General features: G+C 71.4%; 29 protein-coding genes, 1 tRNA gene and 1 pseudogene. 24 read left to right on the forward strand and 7 right to left on the reverse strand.

Annotated elements, in window-relative coordinates:
- Positions 1-12: 12 nt before the first annotated feature.
- Positions 13-471, reverse strand: a complete 459-nt coding sequence (locus Raf01_RS04890; RefSeq protein ID WP_203916513.1) for a hypothetical protein — start codon at positions 469-471, stop codon at positions 13-15.
- Between the two features lie 120 nt (positions 472-591).
- The gene (locus Raf01_RS04895; RefSeq protein ID WP_203916514.1) at positions 592-1,644 is read right to left on the reverse strand and encodes an aldo/keto reductase; all 1,053 of its coding nucleotides are present in this window, start codon (positions 1,642-1,644) and stop codon (positions 592-594) included.
- A 99-nt stretch (positions 1,645-1,743) separates the two neighbouring features.
- Here Raf01_RS04895 and Raf01_RS04900 point away from each other — a divergent pair, with 99 nt between their 5' ends.
- Complete coding sequence (locus Raf01_RS04900) at positions 1,744-2,391, forward strand: TetR/AcrR family transcriptional regulator (RefSeq protein ID WP_203916515.1); 648 nt, start codon at positions 1,744-1,746, stop codon at positions 2,389-2,391.
- 25 nt (positions 2,392-2,416) lie between these two features.
- On the opposite strand, the gene Raf01_RS04905 is transcribed toward Raf01_RS04900, so the two are convergent.
- On the reverse strand, positions 2,417-3,241 hold the full coding sequence (locus Raf01_RS04905; protein WP_203916516.1) for a serine/threonine-protein kinase: 825 nt from the start codon (positions 3,239-3,241) through the stop codon (positions 2,417-2,419).
- Between the two features lie 95 nt (positions 3,242-3,336).
- Between Raf01_RS04905 and Raf01_RS04910 the strand changes: the two genes are divergently transcribed.
- The 4 genes from Raf01_RS04910 (at position 3,337) to Raf01_RS04925 (ending at position 7,192) form a co-directional block, all read left to right on the forward strand.
- The gene (locus tag Raf01_RS04910; RefSeq protein ID WP_203916517.1) at positions 3,337-4,686 is read left to right on the forward strand and encodes a protein kinase domain-containing protein; all 1,350 of its coding nucleotides are present in this window, start codon (positions 3,337-3,339) and stop codon (positions 4,684-4,686) included.
- Between the two features lie 134 nt (positions 4,687-4,820).
- Positions 4,821-5,270 (forward strand): hemerythrin domain-containing protein, encoded by a 450-nt coding sequence (locus tag Raf01_RS04915; protein ID WP_203916518.1) that lies wholly within the window; start codon positions 4,821-4,823, stop codon positions 5,268-5,270.
- Positions 5,271-5,326: 56 nt separating this feature from the next.
- Positions 5,327-6,094 carry a response regulator transcription factor gene (locus Raf01_RS04920; RefSeq protein WP_203916519.1) on the forward strand — a complete coding sequence of 256 codons (768 nt, stop codon included), beginning with the start codon at positions 5,327-5,329 and terminating at the stop codon, positions 6,092-6,094.
- Positions 6,095-6,163: 69 nt separating this feature from the next.
- On the forward strand, positions 6,164-7,192 hold the full coding sequence (locus Raf01_RS04925; protein WP_203916520.1) for a sensor histidine kinase: 1,029 nt from the start codon (positions 6,164-6,166) through the stop codon (positions 7,190-7,192).
- Here the strand turns inward: Raf01_RS04925 and Raf01_RS04930 are convergent.
- Positions 7,189-7,953 (reverse strand): S-methyl-5'-thioadenosine phosphorylase, encoded by a 765-nt coding sequence (locus Raf01_RS04930; protein WP_203916521.1) that lies wholly within the window; start codon positions 7,951-7,953, stop codon positions 7,189-7,191. The genes Raf01_RS04925 and Raf01_RS04930 overlap by 4 nt on opposite strands.
- Before the next feature lie 244 nt (positions 7,954-8,197).
- Between Raf01_RS04930 and Raf01_RS04935 the strand changes: the two genes are divergently transcribed.
- The 11 genes from Raf01_RS04935 (at position 8,198) to Raf01_RS04985 (ending at position 17,811) form a co-directional block, all read left to right on the forward strand.
- Complete coding sequence (locus Raf01_RS04935; RefSeq protein ID WP_203916522.1) at positions 8,198-8,785, forward strand: YqgE/AlgH family protein; 588 nt, start codon at positions 8,198-8,200, stop codon at positions 8,783-8,785.
- Positions 8,786-8,856: 71 nt separating this feature from the next.
- A tRNA-Ala gene (locus tag Raf01_RS04940) sits at positions 8,857-8,929 on the forward strand.
- A 128-nt stretch (positions 8,930-9,057) separates the two neighbouring features.
- On the forward strand, positions 9,058-9,396 hold the full coding sequence (locus tag Raf01_RS04945) for an immunity protein CdiI family protein (protein WP_203916523.1): 339 nt from the start codon (positions 9,058-9,060) through the stop codon (positions 9,394-9,396).
- A 271-nt stretch (positions 9,397-9,667) separates the two neighbouring features.
- Positions 9,668-10,408: an acetate uptake transporter family protein gene (locus tag Raf01_RS04950; RefSeq protein WP_203916524.1), complete on the forward strand. Its 741-nt coding sequence runs from the start codon at positions 9,668-9,670 to the stop codon at positions 10,406-10,408.
- Between the two features lie 185 nt (positions 10,409-10,593).
- Positions 10,594-11,556: an SDR family NAD(P)-dependent oxidoreductase gene (locus tag Raf01_RS04955; RefSeq protein WP_203916525.1), complete on the forward strand. Its 963-nt coding sequence runs from the start codon at positions 10,594-10,596 to the stop codon at positions 11,554-11,556.
- Positions 11,556-12,392 (forward strand): oxidoreductase, encoded by an 837-nt coding sequence (locus tag Raf01_RS04960; protein ID WP_203916526.1) that lies wholly within the window; start codon positions 11,556-11,558, stop codon positions 12,390-12,392. The genes Raf01_RS04955 and Raf01_RS04960 overlap by 1 nt, the downstream gene beginning before the upstream one ends.
- An 82-nt stretch (positions 12,393-12,474) precedes the next feature.
- Positions 12,475-13,101 carry a PadR family transcriptional regulator gene (locus tag Raf01_RS04965; protein WP_203916527.1) on the forward strand — a complete coding sequence of 209 codons (627 nt, stop codon included), beginning with the start codon at positions 12,475-12,477 and terminating at the stop codon, positions 13,099-13,101.
- The gene (locus tag Raf01_RS04970; protein ID WP_203916528.1) at positions 13,098-13,820 is read left to right on the forward strand and encodes an ABC transporter ATP-binding protein; all 723 of its coding nucleotides are present in this window, start codon (positions 13,098-13,100) and stop codon (positions 13,818-13,820) included. The genes Raf01_RS04965 and Raf01_RS04970 overlap by 4 nt, the downstream gene beginning before the upstream one ends.
- A complete protein-coding gene (locus Raf01_RS04975; protein WP_203916529.1) occupies positions 13,820-16,564 on the forward strand; it encodes an FtsX-like permease family protein in 2,745 nt (914 codons plus the stop codon). The genes Raf01_RS04970 and Raf01_RS04975 overlap by 1 nt, the downstream gene beginning before the upstream one ends.
- Before the next feature lie 151 nt (positions 16,565-16,715).
- The gene (locus tag Raf01_RS04980) at positions 16,716-17,189 is read left to right on the forward strand and encodes a nitroreductase/quinone reductase family protein (RefSeq protein WP_203916530.1); all 474 of its coding nucleotides are present in this window, start codon (positions 16,716-16,718) and stop codon (positions 17,187-17,189) included.
- Between the two features lie 112 nt (positions 17,190-17,301).
- Positions 17,302-17,811 (forward strand): mycothiol transferase, encoded by a 510-nt coding sequence (locus Raf01_RS04985; RefSeq protein ID WP_203916531.1) that lies wholly within the window; start codon positions 17,302-17,304, stop codon positions 17,809-17,811.
- A 6-nt stretch (positions 17,812-17,817) separates the two neighbouring features.
- On the opposite strand, the gene Raf01_RS04990 is transcribed toward Raf01_RS04985, so the two are convergent.
- A complete protein-coding gene (locus tag Raf01_RS04990) occupies positions 17,818-18,462 on the reverse strand; it encodes a LysE family translocator (RefSeq protein WP_203916532.1) in 645 nt (214 codons plus the stop codon).
- A gap of 169 nt (positions 18,463-18,631) precedes the next feature.
- On the opposite strand from Raf01_RS04990, the gene Raf01_RS04995 reads away from it, so the two are divergent.
- The 5 genes from Raf01_RS04995 to Raf01_RS05015 all read left to right on the forward strand — a co-directional run bounded on the left by Raf01_RS04995 (position 18,632) and on the right by Raf01_RS05015 (position 23,010).
- Positions 18,632-19,870, forward strand: coding sequence for an MFS transporter (locus Raf01_RS04995; RefSeq protein ID WP_203916533.1), 1,239 nt, complete (start codon positions 18,632-18,634; stop codon positions 19,868-19,870).
- A gap of 153 nt (positions 19,871-20,023) precedes the next feature.
- Positions 20,024-20,626 carry a dihydrofolate reductase family protein gene (locus tag Raf01_RS05000; protein ID WP_239133378.1) on the forward strand — a complete coding sequence of 201 codons (603 nt, stop codon included), beginning with the start codon at positions 20,024-20,026 and terminating at the stop codon, positions 20,624-20,626.
- A gap of 24 nt (positions 20,627-20,650) precedes the next feature.
- Positions 20,651-21,013, forward strand: coding sequence for a YciI family protein (locus tag Raf01_RS05005; RefSeq protein ID WP_203916534.1), 363 nt, complete (start codon positions 20,651-20,653; stop codon positions 21,011-21,013).
- A gap of 135 nt (positions 21,014-21,148) precedes the next feature.
- Entirely contained in the window at positions 21,149-22,378 is a 1,230-nt protein-coding gene (locus Raf01_RS05010) for a sensor histidine kinase (protein ID WP_203916535.1), read from the forward strand.
- Positions 22,366-23,010 (forward strand): LuxR C-terminal-related transcriptional regulator, encoded by a 645-nt coding sequence (locus tag Raf01_RS05015; RefSeq protein WP_203916536.1) that lies wholly within the window; start codon positions 22,366-22,368, stop codon positions 23,008-23,010. Before Raf01_RS05010 ends, Raf01_RS05015 begins: the two co-directional genes overlap by 13 nt.
- Here the strand turns inward: Raf01_RS05015 and Raf01_RS05020 are convergent.
- Positions 22,995-23,555, reverse strand: a complete 561-nt coding sequence (locus Raf01_RS05020) for an endonuclease V (protein WP_203916537.1) — start codon at positions 23,553-23,555, stop codon at positions 22,995-22,997. The genes Raf01_RS05015 and Raf01_RS05020 overlap by 16 nt on opposite strands.
- On the reverse strand, positions 23,552-23,713 hold the full coding sequence (locus Raf01_RS05025; RefSeq protein WP_203916538.1) for a hypothetical protein: 162 nt from the start codon (positions 23,711-23,713) through the stop codon (positions 23,552-23,554). Before Raf01_RS05025 ends, Raf01_RS05020 begins: the two co-directional genes overlap by 4 nt.
- Before the next feature lie 18 nt (positions 23,714-23,731).
- Between Raf01_RS05025 and Raf01_RS05030 the strand changes: the two genes are divergently transcribed.
- From Raf01_RS05030 to Raf01_RS05040, 3 genes and pseudogenes are all read left to right on the forward strand, one after another.
- A complete protein-coding gene (locus tag Raf01_RS05030) occupies positions 23,732-24,397 on the forward strand; it encodes a hypothetical protein (RefSeq protein WP_203916539.1) in 666 nt (221 codons plus the stop codon).
- A gap of 4 nt (positions 24,398-24,401) precedes the next feature.
- A complete protein-coding gene (locus Raf01_RS05035; RefSeq protein ID WP_203916540.1) occupies positions 24,402-25,403 on the forward strand; it encodes an LLM class flavin-dependent oxidoreductase in 1,002 nt (333 codons plus the stop codon).
- A gap of 217 nt (positions 25,404-25,620) precedes the next feature.
- Positions 25,621-26,384: pseudogene (locus Raf01_RS05040) on the forward strand (FtsK/SpoIIIE domain-containing protein); the annotation flags it as partial.

The following is a 26,384-nucleotide window of genomic DNA, read 5'->3' on the forward strand; positions in this document are numbered from 1 at the left end:
CTCGGTGGGCGGTCAGGACGACCAGGGCGCCCGTGGAGGGGACGCGGGATAGCCGGGGCCAGTTGGCGGGCCGCTCGTCGGACCGGTCGGCATCGGGCCGGGCTGCGCCTGTCCGGTCGCCATCGGTCCCATCGGCGCGGAACGGCCGGGCTGCATGGCCGGGTACGCCATGGCGGCGGCCGGAACGGCGGGCCTGGCCAGCGGACGGGATCCAGCCGCGAGCGCTGCCGCGGCGGCTTCCAAGCCGATGCCGACCAGCACGTACCCGAGTGCGGCCTCAAGGTCTGTGTTTGCGCTGCCGTCCGACCTGCACTTGCTGGTGGTCGGGCTGTCCGAGTCAGCCTCACAGGTCCATTGCGCGTTCGACTTCTGTTGATCCCCGCTGCTGACGATGCCGAGCAGGCCGAGGCCGATGAACAACAGACCGACCGCGACGAAAATCAGTTGGAAGACCTTCGCGGGAGTGGACACGGTCGCGACGATAGGCGATCGAGACTTCGCCCGCTGCCCCGTCGCGGGCCGGTGCTCGGCAGGGTGGAATCACCGGACGCTTTGGCGCCAGCCCGGTTGGGCCGGCGCCAAAGACCGAGATCAGGGTCGCCGTTGAGCGGGCGCGAACTCCGGTTGGGCCGTGGGGGTCGCTTCGACGAGCGCCGCACCGAACACCCAGGGAGACGTCTGAGCGATGAACTCGCTGGGGAATCCGAGCGTGAAGTCGCTCGCCTCCTCCAGTCGCGCGCATTCCTCGGGGGACAGCCGCACGTTGAGCGCGCCGAGGTTGTCGTGAAGCTGGTCGACCCGGCGAGCCCCGAGGATCGGGTGGATCGACGGGGAGCGCGTCATCGTCCAGGCGATCGCCACCTGGGATGATGTGGCGCCACGAGCGTCGGCGACATCCTGGACCGCCTGAGCGACGGCGTGAGCACGCCCGTCGAGCGAAGAGGGATCGAGCCGGGTGCCTGTGGGGGCGTCGCCCGGCCGGCTGTACTTGCCGGACAGGACACCGCCAGCCAGCGGGCTCCAGGCCGTGACGCCGAGACCGAGCGCTTCTGCCATGGGTAGCAGTTCTCGTTCGATGTCGCGCTGGAGCAGGTTGTAGGGAACCTGCAGTCCGATGAAGGGACTCCAGCCGTGCCAGGCGGCGAGGGTGTTGGCTCGCGCGACGACCCAGGCAGGGGTGTCGGAGATGCCGACGTAGAGGATTTTGCCGGCGCGTACGGCGTCGTCGAGGGCCCGCATGGTTTCCTCGATCGGCGTGGCCCGGTCCCACATGTGCACCCAGTACACGTCGAGGTAATCGGTCTTCAGTCGCCGCAGGCTGGTCTCCAGCGATGCCCGCAGGTTCTTGCGGGCGTTGCCGGCGGCGTTGGGATCGGTGCGGTCCCGGGAAACCGTGTATTTGCTGCCCAGGACGAAGGATTCGCGCCGCCCGACGAGCAACTGGCCGAGAATCTCCTCGCTGGCTCCGTCCCTGTAGTTGATGGCGGTGTCGATGGTGTTGCCACCTGCGTCGGCGTACGCGTCGAGGATTCGCCGGCATTCCTCGATGGGTGCTCCCACGCCTCCGTGTTCCCCGAAAGTCATCGCTCCCAGGATCAGCTCGGAGACGCGCAGCCCACTGGTGCCGAGGGTCCGGTACTTCATGCCCGCACCACATTGCCGAGGTGCACTGCCAATTGCGTCATGCGGCGACCATACATGCTGTCTGGTCGCATCGTCCATACACGGTGTATGGTGTGTGTCATGGCACCGGCCCGGGGACCAGATGCTCGACGTTCCGGCTCCAACCCTCCTCCGACGGAGTTGCGGGAGCGTCTGCTTGACGCCACCCGGGATTTGTTGGCGCACCGCCGGTTCGACTCGATCAGCGTTGCCGACATCATCGCGGCGGCGGGCGTGTCCCGGGCCAGCTTTTACTTCTATTTCCCGGGAAAGCAGGCGGTTCTCGCCGAGCTGGTCCGCCGCGCGGTCGACCAGGGCCAGCAAGCCGCCGAACCGTGGACCTCGGGTCAGCAGGATCCCTCGCGGGCGCTGAGGTCGGGCATCGAGGCCGGAGCCACGCTCTGGAAGGACAATGCCGGCGTGCTCACCGCGATCGTGGAGAGCTGGGGTTCCGACGAGCAACTGCGCGAGTTGTGGCTGCGGCAGATGGAGACGTTCACCGACGCGACCGTTGCTCGCATCCAGGCCGACCCGGAAGTCATGCGGCGCCTTGACGGTTTGGACGTGCGGGCGGTGGCGGCGTCGCTGACCTGGCTCGGCGAGCGGCTCTACTATCTGGCGGCGGCCAACGTGCCGCCGTTCACCGACCGCGACATTCTGGTCGACACCCTGATGCACGCCTGGACACACACGCTCTACGGCGAGTCCCCGGGATCGACAACCGCATAAGCCGGCTGGTCACCGGGCCGGCCGGTCACCAGGTGCCGGAGGACATCGGCGGTACCAGGGTGGCCAGCTGTGGAGGCATCGACGCCGCCCAGCCATCGGCCAGTTCCTTGGCCGTGGGGCGCCGCTCCGGTTTCTTGGCGAGGCACCGCTCGCACAGCTCGACCGCCTGGGCGGGGAGCCCGTCGATCGGCGGGAGGGGCGCCGGCTCCGTCATCAGGTGGGCGCGCAGGACCGCGGTACGGGAGTCCACGTCCCAGGGGAGCCAACCGGTGAGCGCCCGGTACATCAGCAGGCCCAGCGAGTACACGTCGGCTGCCGGGTGGGCCGGGCATCCGGACAGGCGCTCCGGTGCCACGTAGGCGGGAGTACCCACGACACATCCGTCCGGCGCGTCGTCCGCCGGCTCGCCGATCTCCTCGGAGATCCCGAAGTCGACCAGCTTCGCGCCGGTCGGCGCGAGCATCACGTTGCCCGGCTTGACGTCCCGGTGCACCAGCCCGGCGGTGTGCACCGCGGCCAGTCCGTCGGCGACGTCGGCGCACATCTCCACCGCGGCGGGCCAGGGCAGCACGCCGAGCTTGAGCCGCTGGGACAGCGCGGGGCCGTCGATGAGTTCCATGACCAGGAACGCGGTGCCGTCGGGTGTCTCGCCGACGTCGTAGACGGTGCTCACGTGGGGGTTGCACAGCCGGGCGGCGGCGCGGGCTTCCCGGTAAACCTCGGAACCCTCCCGGTTGGCGCCGAGCAGTTTCACGGCGACCGGACGGCTGAGGAGTTCGTCGTCGGCCCGCCAGACAGCGGACGCGCCACCGGTGCCGATCTGCTCGATCAGCCGGTAGCGGCCTCCCACGACGGTCATCATCTGGTCGAATTGCCCGCCACGTCCGGGATTACACGTGGCGGTTGGTGCGTCATTGGCGCGTACGTTGCACACTGCTAGGCATTGTGGAAACGCTAGCTGGCAGGTACCGGTTGCTGGAGCCGCTCGGCTCCGGTGGGATGGCAGTCGTCTGGCGCGGGTACGACGAGGTGCTCGGCCGGCAGGTCGCGGTGAAGGTGCTCGCGGCCGAGTTCGCCACCGATGCGGACTTCCGCTCCCGGATCCGTCGCGAGGCCCAGGCTGCCGCGCGGCTGTCGGATCCGCACATCACGAATGTGTACGACTACGGCGAGGCCCAGGACGGTACGCCGTTTGTGGTGATGGAGCTGGTTGACGGGCAGTCGCTGGCCGAGCGGCTCGCATCGGGCCCGCTGCCCGTGACGTCCGTCATCGTCATCGGGGCGCAGGTCGCCTCCGCTCTGGCGGCGGCGCACGCTCAGGGACTCGTGCACCGGGACATCAAGCCGGCGAACGTGATGCTGAGCCCGTCCGGGGCCAAGGTGGTCGACTTCGGGATCTCGGCCGCGGTGGGGGAGCACGACGGCACGGTACTGGGTACTCCCGGGCACCTCTCGCCGGAGCAGCACGCCGGGGCGCCGGCCGCGCCGTCGGCGGACGTGTACGCGCTGGGGCTGCTCCTGTCTCACGCGGTGGACCGGCAGGCCGCCGTGCCGGCGCAGCTGCGGGCGCTGATAGCGGAGTGCCTGTCGCGCAACCCGGCGGACCGGCCGTCCAGCGCCTCGGTCGCGACCCGGCTCGCGGAGCTGGCTGCCCCGGTGTCCGGGGCGGCCCGGCCGTCCGGGCGGGCGCCGGCACCACCGGCGTCGCGGAGGACACCGCCGCAGTACGGGGCACGGCCGGCGGGGCCGGGGCGCTCGGGTACCCGGATCATGCCACCACCCCCTCCGGTACCCCCGAGGCTGCGTCGACGGCGGCGCTGGCCGGCCGGCGTCGCGGCGGTCGTGGTGGCGTTCCTCGCCTGCCTCGCCGGTGCGTCGCTGCTCGGCAAGCGGCACGACGGCTCGTCGGCGTCGGCGTCCACGCCCCCGGCGAAGGCCAGTCCGTCGCCGAGTCCTTCGCCGAGCCCGACCGCGAGCTGCCGGGTGGACTACCACGTCACCGACTACGGCATCGGGTTCCAGGCTCGGCTGACGTTGACCAACAGCGGCACCGCCGACATCGACAGCTGGACCCTGGCCTTCGACTTCCCCGACGACCAGAAGCTCAGCCTGGGCTGGGGCGGGGTGTGGAAGCAGAACGGCAACAAGATCACGGTGCGCGACCTTCTGGTGAACGGGTCGATGAAGCCCGGGAAATCGGTCGGTATCGGCTTCGTCGGCACGTACAAGGGTAAGAACGACGAGCCGCGACAATTCTCGCTCAACGACATGTCCTGTGACCAGAGTGACGGATGAGGCGACTGGAATGCCGACCTGGTGCCTAATCTCGCGCCGGCTCTGGACAGTCGGGCCCGCCGCCAGCACCATCGTCCTTTAAAGGCGGGGGGCTCGGGGGACCGACCGCAGCTAGGACCGGCGGGAGGTGCGCCGTGGGTTCGTCGTTTACCGCAGCGACAACCAGTCCCTTCGATCTCGCCCGCCGGCAGCGCGTTCAGCTGCTGGTGAGCATCCAGGCCGTGGAGCGGGCGCTGGCCCGGCCGATCGCCGAGCCCGGGTGGCGGCCGGGGCTGGCGGAGTGCCTGACCTCGCTGGTCGAGGCGTTCGCCGACCACATGGAGGTCACCGAGGGTCCGGACGGGCTGTATACCGAGCTGCTCGATCACGCGCCCCGGCTGGCGCGCGGGGTGTACGTGTTGACTCGCGAGCACACGGCGCTGTCCCGGACGCTGGACACGGTGTGGCAGCGGCTACCCCGGAGCAATCCGGACGATCTGCGCGTCCGGGCTGGCGATCTGCTCCGTGAGCTGTCCCAGCACCGCCAGCGCGGCGCGGATCTGGTCTACGAGGCGTACCAGACGGACATCGGCGGGGAGACTTGATTACCGAGCGATGACGTCCGGTCGATTCGCAGGTTCGCGTGCCTACAGTTGCCGGCATGACTCCCTACGAGCGGCCGCTTGACCGCGACGCCTCCTCCGCCGGCGCCGCCGGCACCGGGAAGGGGCAAGCCGTTCTCGTCGTCGACGACGATCCCACCGTCAGCGATGTGGTGCGCCGCTACCTGGAACGGGCCGGGTACGAGGTGACGCTCGCCGGGGACGGCCCGGCCGCGCTGGCCGCGTTCAGCCGGCGGCGGCCGGACCTGGTGGTACTGGATCTGATGTTGCCCGGGATCGACGGGCTCGAGGTGTGCCGGCGGCTGCGTACCCGGGCCGACGGGGTACCGATCGTGATGCTCACGGCACTGGGCGAGGAGGCCGACCGGGTACTGGGGCTGCAACTCGGCGCCGACGACTACGTCACCAAGCCGTTCTCGCCCCGGGAACTGGTGCTGCGGGTGCAGTCGGTGCTGCGGCGGACACTGACCCGGCCGGCCCCTGCGCCGGAGACGCTCGTCGACGGCGGGCTGCGACTGGACACGGCCCGGCGGATCGCGAGCCTGGACGGGATCGAGCTGTCGCTGACGGTACGGGAGTTCGATCTGTTGGTGTTCCTGATGCGGCACCCGGGCCGGGCGTTCAAACGCGGCGAACTGCTGGACGCGGTCTGGGGTTGGACGTTTGGCGACCAGTCGACGGTCACCGTGCACGTACGGCGGTTGCGGGAAAAGATCGAGCGGGACGCCGCGGCGCCACAGCGGATCCTCACGGTGTGGGGAGTCGGGTACCGCTACGAGCGGGTGACGGCGGCGGGCGGGTCGTGATGGGACGGTTCCGGGTGGCCGGCGCGCGGGCCGGCGCGGCGCGTCAGGGTGGAAACCGGGCGGGTTCCCGTGCGTGACCTGGTGACGATGTTCATCTCGGCGCTGCTCGGCGCGCTCGCGGTCGCGCTGCCCGGCGTGGTGGCGCTGCGGCTGCTGCGCCGCCGCTCGATCGTGGTGCACATCTGCGTGCTGCTGGCCATCGCGGTACTCGCGGTGCTGGCCGGCGTCATCGGGGTGGCCCAGGCGATGTTCATCTCGCGCCACGATCTGCGGGTACTGCTGATCGTCATCTCCCTTGCCGGCGCGGTCAGCCTGGTCATCGGCTGGTCGCTCGGCCGGCGTATGGCCGCCGACGCGATGTGGGCGGACGAGGCGCGGGCCCGGGAGCGCCAGGCCGAGGCGAACCGGCGGGATCTGATCGCGTGGGTGTCGCACGATCTGCGTACGCCGCTGGCCGGCATGCGGGCGATGGCCGAGGCGCTGGAGGACGGCGTGGTGGTCGACCCCGAGACGGTGCTCGAATACCACCGCCGCATCCGGGTGGAGACGGATCAGATGGCCCGGCTGGTGGACGACCTGTTCGAGTTGTCGCGCATCAACGCCGGGGCGCTGCGGCTCTCGCTCGCGACGGTGTCGCTGGGCGATGTCGTGTCCGACGCGGTCGCGTCCGCACTCCCGGTCGCGTCCGCCCGACGGATCCGGCTGGTGGCCTCGGACACCGGGTGGCCGCTGGTACGGGCGAGCGAGCCGGAGCTGTCCCGGATCGTGACGAACCTGCTGCGTAACGCGATCCGGTACACGCCGTCGGACGGAACCGTCACGGTCACCGGGGGGCAGGACGGTGACGGTGGATGGTTCGCGGTCACCGATGGGTGCGGTGGGATTCCCGACTCCGACCTGTCGCGTGTGTTCGACGTTGCGTTTCGCGGCGAGGCCGCCCGTACCCCCCGATCGAACACCACCCACGACGGCGCCGGCGGCGGACTCGGCCTGGCCATCGTGCGCGGCCTGGTCGAAGCCCACCGGGGCGCCGTGGCGGTCAGCAACGTGGCCGGCGGGTGCCGCTTCCTGGTGCGGCTGCCGGCCAATCCCGCCTAGGTGCCCGAGCAGGCGCAGTCCCGCTTCTCGGGCAGGGCCGCGATCGTGCGCATCAGCAGGCCGCGCATCCGTTCGGTGTTCTGAGCGAAGACCGCGAACACCTCCTCCTGGGTCACGCCGTGGTCGCCCTCCACGCCCGCGTCGAGGTCGGTCACCAGCGCGATGGACGTGTAGCAGAGGCCCAGTTCGCGGGCGAGAACGGCTTCGGGGTGTCCAGTCATATTGATGACAGTGCCGCCGATCGCGCTGAACCACCGGGACTCCGCGCGCGTGGAAAAGCGCGGACCCTCAACGACGATCATCGTGCCCTTGTCGTGGATGTCGATGTCCTGCCCGCTGTCGAGCACCGCCTGCCGTCCCGCCGGACAGTACGGGTCGGCGAAATTGGTGTGCACCACTGTGTCGTCGAAGAACGTCTGCGCGCGACCGCTCGTGCGGTCGATGAGCTGGTCCGGCACGACGAACGTGCCCGGCCCCAGTTCGGGGCGCAGGCTGCCGACGGCGCACGGGGCGAGGATCTGTGTCACGCCGAGTTCGCGCAGCGCCCACAGGTTTGCGCGGTACGGGATGCGGTGCGGCGGGTACCGGTGGTCCTTGCCGTGCCGGGGCAGAAACGCGACGGAACGATCGGCCACATTGGCGACGGTGATGGGGTCGGACGGCAGCCCGTACGGCGTGTCGACGCCATACTCCTCGGCATTGTCAAGAAGCGAGTACAAGCCGGAGCCACCGATTACGGCGAAGTCAGCGTGCGCGGTCACGACCAGACCTTAACCGGGACACGAGCGGCAGGCTATGGTGCGGTGATGACGTTGCGCGCGGGGATGTTTCGCGGTTCTTCCCGGTCGGCGTGCGACCGGGCGCACCGGCCGACGACGGGCCGGCGGGTCCGGTCCGTGTCCGGCTCGGGTTCCCGGTCGGCTGCGGATAAATCCCCCCGATCAGCGTCTGGCCTGTCGTTCCGGCCGGCGCCGCGCGTGGGCATTGACGGGTAGGCGGCGGACAATGCAACCGGAACCGAGGATCGGGGGACGCGAGATGGAGTCGCTTACCGGGCGGCTGCTCGTCGCGACTCCGCCGTTGAAGGATCCCAACTTCGAGCGCACCGTGGTGCTCCTGGTCGCGCACGAGGAAGGCGGCGCGCTGGGCGTGGTACTCAACCGGGCGACCGAGGTGCCGGTCTCCGAGGTGCTGGAGGGCTGGGGTCGGCTGGCGGGCGAGCCCGCGGTGGTGTTCGAGGGCGGCCCGCTGCAGCCCGAGGCGGCGATCTGCCTCGCCCGTACTCGGATGGGGGCTCGGCGGATCCCGGGGTTCAACCAGGTGTCCGGTGCGGTGGGCACGGTGGACCTGTCCGGGGATCCGGACAAGCTTCAGGAAACGGTATTGACCGTGCGGGTCTTCGCGGGTTACGCCGGCTGGGCCTCGGGGCAGCTGGAGAACGAGATCGAAGCGGGCTCCTGGCTGGTCTTCGACGCGCTGCCCGGCGACGCGTTCGTGAGCCGTCCGGATGATCTCTGGCCGATGGTCCTTCGCAGGCAGGGCGGCCTCACGGCGGCGGTGGCGATCTTCCCGCCGGACCCCACGATGAACTGAGGGGGCGCCGACGTGACCGGACACGAGGCACTGTGTACTATTGCGCGAGTGCCCGGCGGGTTAGGGCGCATGGGGCCGTGGCGCAGCTGGTAGCGCACCACACTGGCAGTGTGGGGGTCAGGGGTTCGAGTCCCCTCGGCTCCACCCCGGGAAAAGCAGGCCAATGCGGCGACGCATTGGCCTGCTTCGCTATTTGGTGATCGATTGGTCGGGCTTGGCTCGGCGCGCCGCCGCCCCACCGGCGGTGCGACCGGGCGGTTGGGGTGGATCTGTTGAACAGCGACACGCCGGTCATCGAAATCATGGCCGACTACGACTCGTTCCCGGTGTGGCGCAGCGATCCCCAGGGGTTCGCCAACGTCGACCCCCAGGAACTGCCGATCCGGGCGGAGCTGGCGCGGGAGTTGCTGCACTGGGCGCAGGCCTACGACGGCTCGCTCAACCGCGACGACCTGGCGGCCTCGGGCTTCCCGGACCGGGAGACCGAGCGGGCGTTCTACGTCGCGGGCGAGGATCTGGCCAGGCGGCTAGCCGTGGAGTTGGGCCACCCGGTGCAGTACTTCGACGGCCGCCGCCACCGCGAGGTGGGACACGGCGAGCCGGTGAGCTGACCCGCCGTGTCCACATCGGACTCGTGAGCGGCTGACCCTTCGGGGCTGTCGCTTTCCACCCTGCTCGGCGCCAGCGCGACGATCGAGGAGGCCACGCGCGATCGGGGCGACACCGGTCAGCCGGGACGGGCGGCGGCAAACCGGCATCGGGATCGGGAAGCTCACGGGTCGCCGCTTGCGGGCGGCGTTTCCCGCTCGGCGACAGACGGTTATCGGGATCTGCCAGGGGTACGGCCGTGAGTGCGGTTCATCCACTGAGCATTGGGGAACGATGTCGTACAACAGTCAATCGGCGAGCCGCCAGTCCATGGACGGCGCCGAGTTCACGTTCTGGCGGGATCACACCACGATTGCCCTGTCGCCGGTGGCCGCGCCTTCGGTCCTGGGACTCTTCGGGTTCGGGGCATCGACGTTCATCGTCGCGACGAATCTGGCCGGCTGGTGGGGATCGACCGCCACCTCGCCGACGTTCCTGTTCCCGTTCGCGGCGATGTTCGGCGGGCTCGCCCAGTTCCTGGCCGGGATGTGGGCGTACCGGGCCAGGGACACGCTCGCCACGGCGATGCACGGTATCTGGGGTGCGTTCTGGCTCGGGTACGGGATCCTGTACCTGTTCGTCGCGGTCGGGGTGCTCCATCCGCCGACTCCGTTCAGGCCGTTGGGCTTCGTCTTCGCCGCGCTCGCCGCGATCACCTGGTCGGGAACGATCGCCGCACTGGCGCTGAACCTGAGCGTGGCATCGGTGCTCGGCACGCTCGCGGCCGGTGCGACCTGCGAAGCGGTGGGCATGATCGCCGGCTCCGGGCCGTGGCGCACGGTGGGCGCGTACTTCTTCATCGCGTCGGCAATCCTCGGCTGGTACGCGGCGACCGCGCTGCTGTTCGAGGCGAGCTTCAAGCGGGTGATCCTCCCGGTCGGCCGGCCGAGCGCGAGCCCCAACCGTCCGGGACGGCCGCCCAGCGAGCCGATCCAGTACCGGGCCGGTGAGCCGGGGGTCAAGATCGGCCAATGAACCCGGCCGCGTGCCGAGTGACGCGGCCAAGAATGCGGCCGCGCCCCCAGTGACGCGGCTAACTACCCGGCGGCGTGCCGTGGGGTGGCAAGCGGAGGGAACTCCACTTAACCTTGGCTGGTAGTGGAGGGCCCTCCGGTTCTGTCTGGGCCCAGGTCTCGCATCAGCCAACGGGATGGAAGATCATGACCAGTACGACACGCATCGTCACGCCGTGGGGCGCCGAGTCGACCGCCGCGGAAGTGGTGTCCGGCATCGACCTGAGCGGTCGCCGCGCCATCGTCACCGGTGGCGCCTCCGGCATCGGCATCGAGACCGCACGGGCACTGGCCGGGGCGGGTGCCCGGGTCACCCTGGCGGTCCGTGACCTGGAGGCGGGTCGCCGTACCGCCGAGGACATCGGCCTGACCACCGGCAACAAGGACGTCGCGGTCGCCCGGCTGGACCTCTCCGACCAGGCGTCGGTCGCCTCGTTCGTCGCCGGCTGGGATGGCCCGCTGCACATCCTCGTCAACAACGCCGGCGTGATGGCCTCGCCGCTGATGCGCACGCCGCAGGGCTGGGAGATGCAGTTCGCGACCAACCACCTCGGCCACTTCGCACTCGCCACCGGGCTGCACGGCGCGCTCGCGGCGGCCGGCGGAGCCCGCATCGTGGCGGTCAGTTCCAGCGCGCACCACCGTTCCCCGGTCGTCTTCGACGACATCCACTTCGCCGAGCGCGAGTATGAGCCGTGGGCCGCGTACGGGCAGTCCAAGACGGCCAATGTGCTGTTCGCGGTGGAGGCGACGCGGCGCTGGGCGTCCGACGGGATCACCGCCAACGCGCTGCACCCGGGCGGGATCCGGACCAACCTCCAGCGCTACGTGACCGACGAGGAGTTGGAGCGGCTGCGCGCCCAGTCGGGCCCCGCGGCGCCGAACTGGAAGACGCCCGAGCAGGGTGCCGCCACCTCGGTGCTGCTCGCCACGTCGCCGCTGCTGGACGGAGTCGGCGGACGGTACTTCGAGGACTGCAACGAGGCCGAGTTCAACCAGCCGGGTACCCGGACCGGAGTCTCGGCGTACGCGCTGGACCCCGAGGCGGCACAGCGGCTGTGGCAGGTTTCGGTCGATACGCTCGCGACACTGTCCACAAAGGAGCGCTGATGTCGAAGATCTGGCTGATCACCGGAAGTTCCCGGGGCCTCGGTTGGGAACTGGCCCGTGCGGCGCTTGACCGTGGCGACCGGGTGGTCGCCACCGCCCGGTCGCCGGAGCAACTCGACGGGCTCGTGCGGGAGTACGGCGACCGGATCCGCGCGATCGCGCTCGACGTCACCGACGCGGCGGCCGCTCGGGCCGCCGTCCAGATCGCGGTCGACGAGTTCGGTGGCCTGGACGTGGTGGCGAACAACGCCGGGTACGCGAACTCGTCGCCCATCGAGCAGACCCCGGACGACGACTTCCGGGCGCAGATCGAGACGAACCTGTTCGGCGTCGTGAACGTCACCAGGGCTGCCCTGCCGGTACTGCGCCACCAGCGTTCGGGGCACTTCCTGCAGTTCTCGTCGATCGGCGGGCGGGTCGGCGGTACGCCGGGACTCGCCGCGTACCAGAGCGCGAAGTTCGCCGTCGAGGGCTTCTCCGAGGTGCTGAACAGCGAGGTGAAGCCGTTCGGCGTCAAGGTGACCCTGGTCGAGCCGGGCGCCTTCCGCACCGACTGGGGCGGCTCGTCGATGCGGATCGCGCCGGTGAACGAGGACTACGAACCGACGGTGGGTGTCATCAACCGGTACCGCCGGGAAGTCGACGGCAAGCAGCCGGGCGACCCGGCACGCGCTGCCCGGGTGCTCCTGGACATCGTCGACCTCGACGAGCCTCCGCTGCGCCTGCTGCTGGGCTCCGACGCGCTGTACCGCGCCGAGGAATCCTCCCGGGCGCGTGCCGCCGAGACCGAGAAGTGGGCGGGCGTGAGCGTGTCCACGGACTTCCCCGAGGAGTAGCGCACCGCTGACCCGGCCGGACCGATTCACGGTCCGGCCGGTGTCTTGCGTGGGGCATACCGAGTATGCATACTCAGTAGCCATGTCTATCAAACACGGCCTGCTCGCTCTGCTGGAGCGCGGTCCGATGCACGGGTACCAGCTGAAAACCGCCTTCGAGGAGTCGACCGGCGGCACCTGGCCCCTCAACATCGGGCAGGTATACACGACGCTCGGCAGGCTTGAGCGCGACGGGCTCGTGGAGTCGCTGCCGGAGCACGACGGGCAGCGCGAGTACGAAATCACCGACGCGGGACGCGCCGAACTCGCGATGTGGTTCGCCACCCCGGTCAGCCGCACCGATCGCCCCCGCGACGAGTTGACCATCAAGCTGGCGCTGGCCGTCGCGACCCCGGGCGTCGACGTCCGCGCGGTGCTTCAGGGCCAGCGCACCGCGACGGTGCGCACCATGCAGGAGTACACCCGGCTCAAGGCGTCCTCGGACAAGCGATCGGACCTGTCCTGGCGGCTCGTCGTCGAGGCGATGCTGTTCCAGGCGGAAGCCGAGATTCGCTGGCTGGACCACTGCGAGACGACACTCGCCCGGTACCAGCCGGAGACTCCAGCGGCAGCGGTCCCGACGCCCGAGCCGGGACAAACAGCGCCGGACCGCACCGCGCCTGCAGGCACGGCGCCGGAACGCACCGCGCGAAAGGCGGGACGCCGGTGAACATCCTCGAACTCCGCGACGTTCACCGCACGCACGGCGTCGGGGACGTCGCCGTACACGCGCTCGCTGGCGTCGACCTGACCGTTGCCGAGGGCGAACTCGTCGCGGTGATGGGCCCGTCCGGCTCGGGAAAGTCGACGCTGCTCAACTGTGCCGGCGGCCTGGACCGGCCGACCAGCGGCGACGTGCTCGTCGAGGGCAAGCCGCTCGCCGGCCTGACCCGCAAACAGCTCGCCGCGTTGCGCCGGCGCAGCATCGGCTACGTCTTCCAGGACCTGAACCTGCTGCACAGCCTGACCGCCGTGGAGAACATCGCGTTGCCGCTCGAACTCGACGGCGTCTCGCCACGCAGGGCGCACCGGATCGCCGTGCAGTCGCTCGACGAGGTCGGGCTCGGCGACCTGGCCGGCAGGTTCCCGGACGACATGTCCGGCGGCCAGCAGCAACGGGTCGCCATCGCCCGGGCGCTCGTCGGGGACCGGCGGCTGGTGCTGGCCGATGAGCCCACCGGCGCCCTCGACTCGGTGACCGGCGAGTCGGTGCTGCGATTGCTGCGCGCCCGGGTCGACGCGGGAGCCGCGGGAGTGCTCGTCACGCACGAGGCGCGGCACGCCGGGTGGGCGGACCGGGTGGTGTTCCTGCGGGACGGCAACATCGTGGACACGTCCGGGCCGCTCGCCCAGCCCGAGGACCTGCTCGCCACGGGAGGTGCCGGCTGATGGCGTCGTGGAGGGTCGCGCTGCGCGTCGCGCGGCGCGAGGCGCGTCGGGCCCGAGGGCGTACCGCACTGGTCGTCGCGATGATCGGGCTGCCGGTACTCGCCCTGGTGTTCGCGACCGCCGTGTTCGACATGCAGCGCCTGACGCCGCAGGAGCGGATCACCCGGCTGATCGGCTCGGCCGACGGGGCCGTGCACTACGGCCAGCGGGTGAAGGCCAATGACACCGGGCCGAACGCCGGTGTCGTACCGGAGACCCGGGACGTGGCGTCGGCCGACCAGATTCTCGGATCGGAGACCGGTCCGCACGACGCCGCGACCATCCTGCCGTACCTGCCGGCCGGGTCGAGCGCCACCGGTACCTGGGAGGCCGAAGTGAACATGCGAACGGCGAACGGTACGGGCGACATCATGGCGCGCGGCATCGATCCCACCAGCCCCGCGACCAAGGGTCTGGTCCAGCTGTTCCGCGGCCGGATGCCGCGCACCGCCACCGAGGTCACCGCGTCGTCGATGGCGCTGGACCGGCTCGGTGCCCGGCTCGGCGGGACGGTCACGACCGCGAAGGGACAGCGATTCACCGTCGTCGGCGTCACCGAGGTATCCGGCGCGATCAGAGAGTCCCTGGTGTTCCTGCCGTCCGCGCCGATCCCAGATGCCAACGGGTACTGGCTCGTCAAGCAGCCGGGCCCAATGACCTGGGCGGAGATCCAGGGACTGAACCGCAACGGGTTCGAGGCACAGTCCCGGCAGCTGATGCTCCACCCGCCGAAGGAGCCCTCTGGACCGGGGGACACGATCGGCGGCCTGTCGCCGTTCGGGTTGGGCGTCGTCGTGGTCGGCCTGGGCCTGCTGGAAGTCGTGCTGCTGGCCGGGCCGGCGTTCGCCGTGGGTGCCCGCCGCCGGCAGCGGCAGCTCGCGCTGGTCGGCGCGAACGGGGGTACGCCGGCCGTACTGCGGCGCATCGTGCTCGCCGACGGCGTCCTGTCCGGTGTCGTGGCCGGGGCGACCGCCACCGCCATTGGCCTCGCGGCCGCGTTCGGGCTACGTGGACAGCTGGAGACGCGCGTCTTCCACCAGCGGTTCGGCGGGTACCGGGTCGACGTCTGGTGGGTTGCCGCGATCGTCGCGCTCGCCGTCCTCATCGGAATGCTCGGCGCCGCCGTACCGGCGTTCACCGCGGCGCGGCAGGAGATCGTGGCGGCACTGGCCGGCCGGCGGGGCGTGCACGGGTCGCGGCGGCGCTGGTGGCTGCTGGGCATCGGACTGGTCGCCGTCGGCGGGCTGCTGGCCGCGGCGGGCGCCTACGGGCACAGGTCACCTGTCACCGTCGCCGGGCTGTGCGTCGGGGAGTTCGGCATCGTGCTCTGTACCCCGGCGATCGTCGGGCAGATCGCCCGGCTCGGCCGGTACCTGCCGCTGAGCCCGCGGATCGCGCTGCGCGACGTGGCCCGCCGCCGTACCGCGTCCGCGCCGGCCATCTCGGCGGTCATGGCCGCGGTCGCCGGCAGCATCGCGCTGACCGTGTACCTGGGCGTGAGCGACCAGGACCAGAGCACGTTCGTCCCGTCCGCGCCGCTCGGATCGGTGGTTGTCACGACGACTGGCTGGGAACCCACCGGCCATACGAAAACGGTCGATAACGCGGTACCGAAGATCACCGCGGCGCTGCGGGACGTGTTCCCGGGCGTCACGCCGGTACCAGTGACGACGCTCGTGTGTCCTTCCGACATCTGCAATCTCTACGCGGTCGCGCCGATGGACCGGCGGTGCCCGTACGAGGAGGGTCCGCAGCTGAGCAAGGCGACGATTCGCAAGGCAAAGGCCGATCCCCGGTGCGACTACCCTGTCGGCGGCATCTCGTCCTACGAAACCGGCGGCGAGGTGGTGACCGACGATCCTACCGTGGTGTCCGCGATGACCGGGCTGCACGGCGCGACCCTGGACGCGGCGGTGGCGACGCTGCGGGCGGGCGGCGCGCTCGTACCCGACGCGTCGGACGTCGAGAACGGCAAGGCTCTGCTGTCGGTGGGGGGAATGCTGATCACCACCGACGGCACCACACCGAAAGTGAGCGGCCTGGCGCCGGGTATGCCACCGGACGAGCTGGACATCAGCGTGCCGGGCTATGTCGTGCCGGTGGGGGCGCAGCAGCCGATCCTGTCTCCGTCGATCCTCCGGGCCGAGGCGTTGAAACCGGCGAAACCGAGCACCCGGATCGGGCACGTCATCGTGATGCCCGCCTCGCCCGCGACGCAGGCACAACTGGACCGCCTGCGCGCCGAACTGACCGGCGTCACGGGCACCATGTTTGTCGAGCATCTGCCGGTCAACCGGCCGTCACCGGTACCGCTGATCCTGGCGATCGCCGCCGGCATCGTGGCGCTCGGCGCGGCGGCCATCGCGACCGGGCTCGCCGCGGCCGACTCGCGTACGGACCTGACGACGCTGGCGGCGGTCGGCGCCGCGCCCCGGGTACGGCGGTCTCTGTCGCTGGCGCAGTCCGGGATCATCGCGGGGCTCGGCTCGGTACTGGGCGCGATCGCCGGGTTCGGCGCGGCGGTCGCGGTCATCACCGGCATCAACCAGCAGTACGCCAGCGTCTGGCCGTCACCCGATCCGATCCCGATCCAGGTGCCGTGGACGAACTTCATCGTGTCGCTCATCGCGGTTCCGGCGGTGGCGATGCTCGGGGCCGGCGTGCTCACCCGGTCCCGGCTACCCAGCGAACGGCGCGCGGTCTGACGGGGGCGTGCCGCCCGACGCGGTGTTCCGCGCAGGCCGGGCTTTCCGGCCTGCGTGGGGCGGCTTGCCGCCTGGCTTTGCGGCGCGGCTGTTCCGCGCAGGCCGGGCTTTCCGGCCTGCGCGGGGCGGCGTGACACGGCACACTGAGCGGATGTCAGGTCTTGCCGGCCGGGTGCGCGCCCTCGGCCACCGCCGTTGGTTCGCCCGGCTCGGGCGGGCGATGGTCCCGGCCGACCGGGTGGTCGGCCGGTTGACCGGGGGCCGGATCGTGGCGCTCGGCCTGCGGGAGCTTCCGTCGATGCTGCTGACCACGACCGGCCGCAAGACCGGGCAGCCGCGCACGCAACCGCTGCTGTACGTGCGGGACGGCGACGGGTACGTGGTCATCGGCTCCAACTGGGGTCAGCAGCGGCAGCCGGCCTGGGCGCTCAATCTGATCGCGGAGCCCCGTGCCACCGTCACGGTCGGCGGGCAGCAAATCCCGGTATGGGCGCACCACGTCACCGGCGAGGAACGCGAGCGGCTGTTGGCGCGGTTGCTGGCGATGTGGCCGGCGTACGAGACGTACCGGCAGCGGGCCGGCGACCGGGAGTTGATGGTGTTCCGGCTGACCCCGGCCGGGTGAGGCGCCGCGGTCGGGTGAGCGTCCGGGTTGGCGAGGCGCCGAGGTCGGGTGAGGTGCACCGGCTGTCGTTTCTACCGGCGCTCACACCGGTACGGGTATAGGCTCGTGATCCGTGAACGTGAGCGAGCTGCTGGTCGAGACGTACGACCGTCTCCCCGACCTGGTCCGGTCCGCGGTCGACGGGTTGACTCCGGAGCAGTTGGTGTGGGCGCCTGCTCCGGGAGCCAATACGATCGGCTGGCTCGTCTGGCACCTGACCCGGGTGCAGGACGACCACATCGCCGACATCCTTGAGCAGGACCAGGTGTGGGTCACCGGCGACTGGGCCGGCCGCTTCGGGCTCGACCCCGACCCGTCCAACATCGGGTACGGCCACTCACCAGAGGATGTCGCGAGAGTCCGGCCGGAGAGCGCGCAGGCGTTGGTCGACTACTACGACGCGGTCGCTGCCCGGACCCGGGAGATGCTGGCCGGGCTCAAGGACTCCGACCTCGACCGGATCGTGGACGAGTCGTGGCAGCCGCCGGTGACTCTCGGTGTCCGGCTCGTCAGCGTCGCGAACGACGACCTCCAGCACGTGGGGCAGGCCGCGTACCTCCGCGGGCTCCAGGCCAGGAGCTGACGCCGGTCAGGCGGGCGCCGGCCGTGCGTGGTCGCTGGCGAGCTTGATCGCGAGCGCGCCGAGGACGGTACCCATCAGGTACCGCTGGGTCCGCAGCCAGACGGGCCGCCTGGCGAGGAAGACCGCGATGGTACCGGCGGCCAGCACGATCGCCAGGTTCACCAACAGGCTCACCACGATCTGTACCCCGCCCAGCACGAAGCCCTGGAGCACGAGATGACCGGCCGCCGGGCGCTCGAACTGCGGGATGAGCGAGAGATACATCACCGCGGCCTTGGGGTTCAGCAGGTTTGTCATGAGCCCCATGCCGAACAGCCGGCGCGGCGAGTCGGGGGTGAGCTGGCGGGTTTCGAAGACCGAGGTGCCGCCGGGGCGCAACGCCTTCCAGGCCAGCCAGCCGAGGTATCCGGCGCCGGCGAGCTTGACCGCGAGATACACGTCGGGTACGGCGACGAACAGCGCTGACAGGCCGAGGTTGGCGGCGGTCAGGTATGCCAGGAAACCCACGGCCACGCCGCCCAGCGACATGACTCCGGCCCGGCGTCCCTGGGTGATGCTGCGGGACACCAGATACATCATGTTTGGGCCGGGGGTCAGCACCATGCCCAGCGCGACCGCGCAGACACCGAGAATGGACGACGTCGCTATCACACCGACAGCCTGGCACGGCCGGGAACGGCGTCATAGAGCCAATTCGGCGAACCTGGCTCGGAGTTGATCGAGGCCCGGCGACGCGAGCGGCACGGCTCTGTCCTGTTGGCGTGCGGCGTGACACGATGGCCGGACTCGAGGCGGGAAGGGCGGAATCGTGACGCCGCAAATGAGCGTGCGGAAGGCGCGGGTCTCGGTCTCGTTGCTGTTCCTGTTGTACGGCACCATTCTGGGCACCTGGACCGCACGGATCCCGGCCGTCAAGCACCGGCTCGCGTTGACCGACGGTCAGCTCAGCCTCGCGTTGCTCGCGTTCGCCGCCGGTGCCATCGTCGGCATGCAAGCGTCCGGCCGGCTCGTCGACAAGTACGGCAGCACGACCGTGATGATTCCGGCGGTGCTGGCCGACGGCGTACTGCTGGTCGGGCCGTCGCTGGCGGCCAACCTGCCGGTCCTGGCGGTCAGCCTGCTGGCGTTCGGCGCGGTGCACGGCACGCTCAACGTCGCGATGAACGTCAACGCGGTCGAGGTGCAGCGCATCCGGGAACGCCCGATGATCTCCTCGTGTCACGCCGTCTACAGCGTCGGCGGCTTCGCCGGAGCCGGCATCGGTGGGCTCTTCGCCTCGGCCGCGGTGGGCCCGACGCCGACGTTCCTCACCGTGACCGGGCTGGTCGCCGTGCTGTCGGTCTGGGCGGCCCGGTGGGCGCTGCCGCGCGGTATGACGGAGGCGCTGGCGGGCGCCGGCGGCGGTGAGCCGGGCGACGCGGGCCAAAGCGATGCGGCACCGGGCGACGCTGGCTCAAACGATGCGGCCCCGGGCAATGCCGTGCCGGGCGGCGTGACCGCGATGCGCGGAGTGCTCTTCCTCGGCCTGCTGGTGTTCTGCTGCCTGGTCGGCGAGGGCGCCGCGGCCGACTGGGGAAGCGTGTACCTGCGGGACAGCCTGGACAGCAGCGCCGGGTTCGCGGCCTGGGCGTACGCCGCGTTTTCCGTCGCCATGATGGCCGGCCGGCTCGTCGGCGACCGGCTCGCCGCACGGTTGGGGCCGGTGACGCTGGTCCGCCTCAGCGGTGCGCTGGCCGCGGTCGGGCTGGCGGCCGGGCTGGCCGTCAACCGCCCGGTCGCTGGCGTCGTCGGGTTCGGGCTGCTCGGTGCCGGCCTGTCCGGTATCGCGCCACAGGTGTTCTCGGCCGCCGGCAACCGCAACCCGACGCGTGCCGGTCAGGCAATCGCCCGGGTGGCCGGGCTGGGTTTCCTCGGCTTCGTGGTCGGCCCGGTGGTGATCGGCGGTACGGCCCAGCTGATCGGCCTACCCCGTGCGCTGGGCATTCCCGCGGTACTGGCGCTGGCGGTGGCCGCCTCGGCCCCGGCGCTCCGGCCGCGCCCAGCCGGAACGCCCGGCTGACCGGAATGCCCGGCTGAACAGACTCGATGGAGCGACCGTGCGATCCGTTCGCGGGCCGCTGTCGATTCCGACCTTCGTTGTCCGTATGGGTGGTGAGAGGCGGATAACCGATCGGCGGCGGGATCCTCGCCGCCGGAGTCGAAGGAGGCTGAGATGGGTCGGATCGTCGTGATGAACCACGTGACGCTCGACGGCGTGTTTCAAGGCCCTGGCCGCGCGGACGAGGACACCCGGGGCGGGTTTACGCAGGGCGGCTGGGGTCAGCGCGCGGCAACGCCCGACGACGCCGTGGGCAAGGCGATGGGCGAGCGGATGGCGGCCGGCGGCGGCCTGGCGGGGTGGCTGTTCGGGCGGCGTACGTACGAGGACCTGCTGGCCTCCTGGAACGCTCAGGGCGGCCCGTTCAAGGACGCGCTGAACGACTCGCACAAGTACGTCGCGTCGACCACTCTCGACGAACCCCTGCCGTGGCCCAACTCGACGCTGCTGCGCGGCGATGTCGTTGAGGCCCTGCGCGCGCTCAAGGCGCGATCCGGCGGCGTTCTCGGCATCATGGGCAGTGGCGTGCTGATCGGCTCGCTGATGGCGGCAGACCTGATCGACGAGTACCTGCTGATGACCCACCCGCTCGTGCTCGGCACCGGACGACGGTTGTTCGCCGGGGGTGCGCACGTGTCGCTGCGGCTTATCGACAGCGTCACATCGGCCACCGGCGTGCTGATCGCGACCTACGAGCCGGCGAGGGACCGAACGTAACGGGCCGGAGGAAGGAAGTCCACGATGAAGCGGTACCTGCTCAGCGTCTACCAGCCGGACAGCGACCCGCCACCGGCCGACGTGCTGGCCGGAATCATGCGCGAGGTACGCGCGGTGGACGAGGAGTTGCGCTCGGCGGGGGCGTGGGTGTTCTCCGGCGGCCTGCATGCGCCGAGCACCGCGACGGTGGTTGATCCCCGCCGGGAGGAACTGTCCATGATGGACGGACCGTATCTGGAGGGCAAGGAACACATCGGCGGCTTGACCATCATCAAGGTGGCCGACCTCGATGAGGCGCTCGAGTGGGCGCGAAAGCTCGCGCGTGCGACGACGCTCCCGATCGAGGTACGCCCGTTCGAAGGCGACGCTGGCGAGCCGGAGGACTGACGCCGGCGTGGTAGTGCTGGCACCCCTGTCACACAGGCGGGCCCGCACGGTCGTCCGGCGTGGCCGCCATCCGTAGCGTCGACAGCACTCCGGGCGGGCCGTCCCGGGTGGACAATGACCGGCGGGAGGCGACCGATGCGTCGGCAATGGACGTGGTTGAGCTATCTGCTCCTCGGCGGGCTGACCGGGCTGGGTGCCTGGCTCGGGCTCGTGGTGTACCTGTTCTCGCTGGTCAGCGCGCCCATGGTGGTAATCGCGGTGCCGATGCTGCTGTTCGTCGCGGTACCGCTGGTGCGCGGGCTGGCCAACCTGGAGCGGGTACGGGTCGCCGCCCTGCTCGGCGTCCCGGTACCTCGCCCGTACCGGCCGGGCCGGCGCGGGATCGTCGCCCGGTACGGCGGCGTGCTGGCCGACCCGGCGTCCTGGCGTGACCTGGTGTGGCTGGCGGTGCACACGCTCTACGGGCCGGCCGTGGCGCTGCTGGGGCCGGGCCTGTGGCTGGCCGCCGGGTTCGGCGTGACCATGCCGCTGTGGTGGGCCGTCATGCCCGACCACATGGCCGGCAGCCAGTACGACGGCATCCCGGTGGACCACCTGTCCGGTGCGCTGCTCGCGATCCCGGTCGGCGTGGTCACCGGGATCATCGCCTGGTTCCTGAACAAGCCGCTGGCGCTGGGCGAGGCGTACCTGGCCCGGTGGCTGCTGCGACCGACCGTGAACACCAGGCTCGCCCAACGGGTCGAGGATCTGGCCAGCAGCCGGGCCGAGACCGTGGACGCGCGGGCCGCCGAGCTTCGCCGCATCGAACGGGACCTGCACGACGGCGCCCAGGCGCGGTTGGTCTCGTTGAGCATGAGCCTCGGCCTCGCCGAGGAGGCGATGCGCAGCGACCCGGACGCCGCCGCGCGGCTGCTGGCCGAGGCGCGGGGATCGGCCGGTGACGCACTGACCGAGCTGCGCGATCTGGTACGCGGCATCCACCCGCCGGTACTCGCCGACCGGGGGCTGGTCGGTGCCCTGAAGGCGCTGGCCATGCAGAGCACGGTCGACGTCGAGGCGCACCTGGAACCGGTGGAGCGGCTGCCCGCGCCGGTCGAGTCGGCGCTCTACTTCAGCGCCGCGGAAGCGCTGGCCAACGTCGCCAAACACAGCCACGCCCGGCACGCCGCGATGACGCTCCGTCGGGACGGCGGGCTCCTGTGCCTGGAGATCCGCGACGACGGCCGGGGCGGCGCCGACATCGACCGGGGCGGTGGCCTGGCCGGGATCGCCAGCCGGATCGGCGCCTTCGACGGCCGTATGACGCTGTCCAGTCCGGCCGGCGGCCCGACCGTGTTGCGCGTGGAGGTGCCATGCGAGTCCTGATCGCCGAGGACCTCACCCTGCTCCGCGACGGACTGACCAGGCTGCTCACCGCGCACGGCTTCGACGTGGTGGCCGCCGTCGAGCGGGGTGACGAACTCGTGGACGCGCTGCTGACCCACCGGCCCGAGGTGTCCGTCATCGACGTGCGGCTGCCGCCGACGTTCACCAACGAGGGGCTGTGGGCGGCGCTGGAGGCTCGCCGGCAGGTACCCGCGTTGCCGGTGCTCATCCTCAGCCAGTACGTCGAGGCGCTGTACGCCCGGGAGCTGCTCGCCGATGCCGCCGGGGGAGTCGGGTACCTGCTCAAGGACCGGGTCGGCGACATCGCCCAGTTCGTCGACGCGGTGCGCCGGGTCGCGGCCGGCGGTACGGCGATGGATCCCGAGGTCATCGCGGCGCTGCTGGCTCGCCCGCAACGCGCCGCACCGCTGTCCGGCCTCACTCCGCGCGAGCGTGAGGTGCTGGCGCTGATGGCCGAGGGGCGGTCGAACGCGGCGATCGCCGCTCGGCTGGTCGTCACGGAGAAGGCCGTCGACAAGCACATCAGCCACATCCTGGACAAGCTCGGCCTGCCCCCGTCCGCCAGCGACCACCGGCGGGTACTCGCGGTGTTGGCCTACCTCGACTCGTGATCCGGGCCCGAGCGCGCGAGCCGGTCGACCCGGCGCAACGCGTCGGGCAGCCGGTACGGGCCGGTCATCGCCCGTACCAGTTCGGCCGCCTCAGTGAGCCCGACCCCGGCCGCGGTGACGTACAGCGGGCGGCTGGCGGCCCCGCGGCGCACCGGTACCGCGTGCGTGGCGGTGCGGAACGCGGTCTTGGCGACCCCGATCACCGGTACCCCGAACCGCGCGTGGGCGTGTGCGCCAAGCCCGGGTGAGCCCTGCGGGTCGAGGTCGACGTAGCCGTCGACGATGAGCAGGTCGATCGGGCCGGCCCCGGCCAGTACCGCGTCGAGTGCGGGCAGCTCACGGGCGTAGAAGTGACCCGGGCGGTACGCGGCGACCTCGGTCAGCCGGGCGACGTGCTCGGCGACGACGTTCGCGAACCGCGCGTCCCCGGCGAGTACCGCGGCGGCCAGCGCGCCACCCTCGGGCGGGTAGTGCACGTCCACGGCCGCGTAACGGCCGGCCCGCCCTCGCCCGGCCGGCGCCGCGTCCGGGTCGGCGGCGGTCACCGCCGGGGCGCCAGCGCCTCCGCGTGCCGCTCGCGCAGCCGCGTGCGCACCTCGTCCGGGCTGTACGCGCGGCGCCGCCGCTCGGCTCTGACGATCACCACACCGGTCGCGGCGACTCCGGCAAACGCGGCCAGACCGGCTACCTTCCACCAACGCATGTGCATAGGCTACGGGGCGTGTCCATCAGCCTTGACGAGGCGGTAGACCTGACCCGGACCGGCGACCTCTGGCTGTTCCGGGGGCGCACCGCGCCCGACCGCGCCATCCAGATCACCACGAACAGCCCGGTCAACCACGTCGGCATGGCGGTCGTGCTGGACGACATGCCGCCGCTGATGTGGCACGCCGAGCTGGGCAGGTCGCTGCCCGATCTGTGGTCGGGCGGCCACCAGCGGGGCGTACAGCTGCACGACCTGCGGGACGCGGTGATCGTCTGGGCCACCCGGTACGGGCAGCGGGCCTGGCTGCGCCAGCTCGACCGGCCGGTGACCCGGGAGATGGAGGACAACCTGCTGCGTACCGTCGCCCGGCTGGACGGCACTCCGTTCCCGTCCACGGCGCGGCTGGCAGGCCGCTGGGTGCGGGGGCGGCTGCCGAGGTTCACCAAGCGGGAGACCGGCTTGGAGACCGCGTACTGTGCCGAGGTGGTCGCGGTCAGCTACGAGTCGATGGGCCTGCTGCCGTCCGGCCGCCGGGCGAGCTGGTACGACCCGGGGCGGTTCTGGAGCGGCGACGACCTGGCGCTGACCGGTGCCCGGCTGGGCGGCGAGATCGCGGTCGACATCCCGCCGGACGCGGTGGTGACCCGGCGGAAGAAAACCGGCGGCCAACCGGTTGAATGATCTTGTGATCGACGTACCTCTCTCCGTACTTGACCTTGCCCCGGTGGCAGCCACCGGATCCGCCGGCGAGGCGCTGCGACACACCACGGCGCTCGCCGTGCGCGCCGAGCAGCTGGGCTACCGGCGGTTCTGGGTGGCTGAGCACCACAACATGCCGGCGATCGCCAGTTCGTCCCCGGCCGTCCTGATCGCGCATCTCGCCGCGGCCACCTCGACGATCCGGGTCGGATCCGGCGGGGTGATGCTGCCCAACCACGCGCCGCTGGTGGTGGCCGAGCAGTTCGGCACGCTGGAGGCGCTGCATCCGGGCCGCGTCGACCTGGGCATCGGCCGCGCGCCCGGTACCGACCAGGTGACCGCGCTGGCGCTGCGCCGCACGATGGAGGGACTGTCTGCCGAGGCGTTCCCGCAGGAACTGGCCGACCTGATCAGCTATTTCACCGGCGAAGAGTCGCGGCTGCGGATCACCGCGACCCCGGGTCTGGGCGACATGCCGGCGATCTGGTTGCTCGGGTCGAGCGGGTTCAGCGCTCAACTGGCCGGCATCCTGGGCCTGCCGTTCAGCTTCGCCCACCACTTCAGCTCGGCGAACACGCTGCCCGCGCTGGCCCTGTACCGGCAACACTTCCAGCCGTCGAAGTGGCTGGACAAGCCGTACGCGATGGTCGCCGTGAACGCGGTCTGCGCGGAGGACGACGAACGGGCCGAGTACCTGGCCGGGCCGGCCATGCTCTCGTTCCTGCGGATGCGCACCGGTCGCCCGCAGCCGCTGGCCACGCCGGAGGAGGCCGCCCGTTATCCGTACACGGACCAGGAACTGGTGGTCGCCCGCCAGCGGTTCGAGGGGCAGGCGCTGGGCTCCCCGGAGACGGTCGCCCGCCAGCTGACCGAGCTGCGCGAGCGCACCGGCGCGGACGAGCTGATGCTGACCACGATGGTCTACGACATCGCTGACCGGATCCGGTCGTTCGAGTTGATCGCGGAGCGGCTCGGCACTCAGTCCTGACCGGGTCGGCGGTGCCAGCGGGTCGGTGGCGCCTTCGGGTCGGCGGCGCCAGCGGGTGGGCGGCGCCAGCGGGTCGGCGGCGCCATCGGGTTGGTGGCGCCTTCGGGTTCGATCAAGCCCGGTGGCGCGGGTCAGGCTGGGTCGGCGGCCGGTGCTTCCGTTAGGGTGCGCGTAACGCCCGATCGTGCGCATGCCTGTGGGGGGTGCCGTGGGGAGGTTGGCTTCCGCGTTCCAGCGCGCTGTGGAGTCGCATTGGCACGCGCTGGCCCACCTGGAGACGGCCCGGCTAGCCGCCGGCCCGCCAGTTGCGGGCCCGCCCGATGCCGCCCCGGCGGCCGCCGCCGGGCCCGCGTCCCTCCCGCTCCGCGAGCTGGTCGAGCAACTTGCCGGCACCGCCCGGGAACTGGCCCCCGGTTGGCTCGGCGACGAGTTGACCGCCGGGCTCGACGCCCCGCTCGGCACGGTGTCCACTATGGACGATCCGGTGCCGGTCCGGCTCGGCGAGGCCCGGGTCCGCGGTGCCGGCGCGTTTCCGGCGCTGGTACCGATCCTCGGCGGTACCCACCTCGTCCTCGACACCGACGCCCGCGACCCGTGGGTCGCCGGGTTGCTGCGCAGCCTGGTACTCCGCCTGGTGGCCGCCGTTCCGGCCGGTGGCCTGCGGGTGCTCGTGACCGATCAGGCCGCGCTCGGCGGCACCTTCCTGCCGCTGCGCGACCTCGTCGAGGCCGGCGTGCTGGCCGCTCCCGCCGCATCCGAGGAGCAGGCCCGGCGCGTACTGGACGAGGCCGGGGCGCACGCCCAGCGGGCGCTGTCCGGCGCCTCGCCGGACGGCACCTGGCTGCTGGTCGTCGCGGCGTCGATGCCGGAGGGCCGGACCGAACTCGCCCGGCTCGCCGCGCTCACCCACGCCGGTGCGGCGGCCCGGGTCTGCCTGATCGCGGCCGGCTGGCCGGCGCCCGCGCCGGGCGACCAGTCTGG

It is taken from the genome of Rugosimonospora africana, from assembly GCF_016862975.1.
GTDB classification, from domain to species: Bacteria; Actinomycetota; Actinomycetes; order Mycobacteriales; family Micromonosporaceae; genus Rugosimonospora; species Rugosimonospora africana.

Excerpts from the sequence above, each read along its gene's own strand:
- Raf01_RS04895 (WP_203916514.1), bottom strand. The coding sequence starts at position 1,644 with ATGAAGTACCGGACCCTCGGCACCAGTGGGCTGCGCGTCTCCGAGCTG.
- Raf01_RS04900 (WP_203916515.1), top strand. The coding sequence starts at position 1,744 with ATGGCACCGGCCCGGGGACCAGATGCTCGACGTTCCGGCTCCAACCCT.
- Raf01_RS04920 (WP_203916519.1), top strand. The coding sequence starts at position 5,327 with ATGACTCCCTACGAGCGGCCGCTTGACCGCGACGCCTCCTCCGCCGGC.
- Raf01_RS04935 (WP_203916522.1), top strand. The coding sequence starts at position 8,198 with ATGCAACCGGAACCGAGGATCGGGGGACGCGAGATGGAGTCGCTTACC.
- Raf01_RS04950 (WP_203916524.1), top strand. The coding sequence starts at position 9,668 with ATGTCGTACAACAGTCAATCGGCGAGCCGCCAGTCCATGGACGGCGCC.
- Raf01_RS04955 (WP_203916525.1), top strand. The coding sequence starts at position 10,594 with ATGACCAGTACGACACGCATCGTCACGCCGTGGGGCGCCGAGTCGACC.
- Raf01_RS04960 (WP_203916526.1), top strand. The coding sequence starts at position 11,556 with ATGTCGAAGATCTGGCTGATCACCGGAAGTTCCCGGGGCCTCGGTTGG.
- Raf01_RS04965 (WP_203916527.1), top strand. The coding sequence starts at position 12,475 with ATGTCTATCAAACACGGCCTGCTCGCTCTGCTGGAGCGCGGTCCGATG.
- Raf01_RS04975 (WP_203916529.1), top strand. The coding sequence starts at position 13,820 with ATGGCGTCGTGGAGGGTCGCGCTGCGCGTCGCGCGGCGCGAGGCGCGT.
- Raf01_RS04980 (WP_203916530.1), top strand. The coding sequence starts at position 16,716 with ATGTCAGGTCTTGCCGGCCGGGTGCGCGCCCTCGGCCACCGCCGTTGG.
- Raf01_RS04995 (WP_203916533.1), top strand. The coding sequence starts at position 18,632 with ATGAGCGTGCGGAAGGCGCGGGTCTCGGTCTCGTTGCTGTTCCTGTTG.
- Raf01_RS05000 (WP_239133378.1), top strand. The coding sequence starts at position 20,024 with ATGGGTCGGATCGTCGTGATGAACCACGTGACGCTCGACGGCGTGTTT.
- Raf01_RS05005 (WP_203916534.1), top strand. The coding sequence starts at position 20,651 with ATGAAGCGGTACCTGCTCAGCGTCTACCAGCCGGACAGCGACCCGCCA.
- Raf01_RS05010 (WP_203916535.1), top strand. The coding sequence starts at position 21,149 with ATGCGTCGGCAATGGACGTGGTTGAGCTATCTGCTCCTCGGCGGGCTG.
- Raf01_RS05015 (WP_203916536.1), top strand. The coding sequence starts at position 22,366 with ATGCGAGTCCTGATCGCCGAGGACCTCACCCTGCTCCGCGACGGACTG.
- Raf01_RS05025 (WP_203916538.1), bottom strand. The coding sequence starts at position 23,713 with ATGCGTTGGTGGAAGGTAGCCGGTCTGGCCGCGTTTGCCGGAGTCGCC.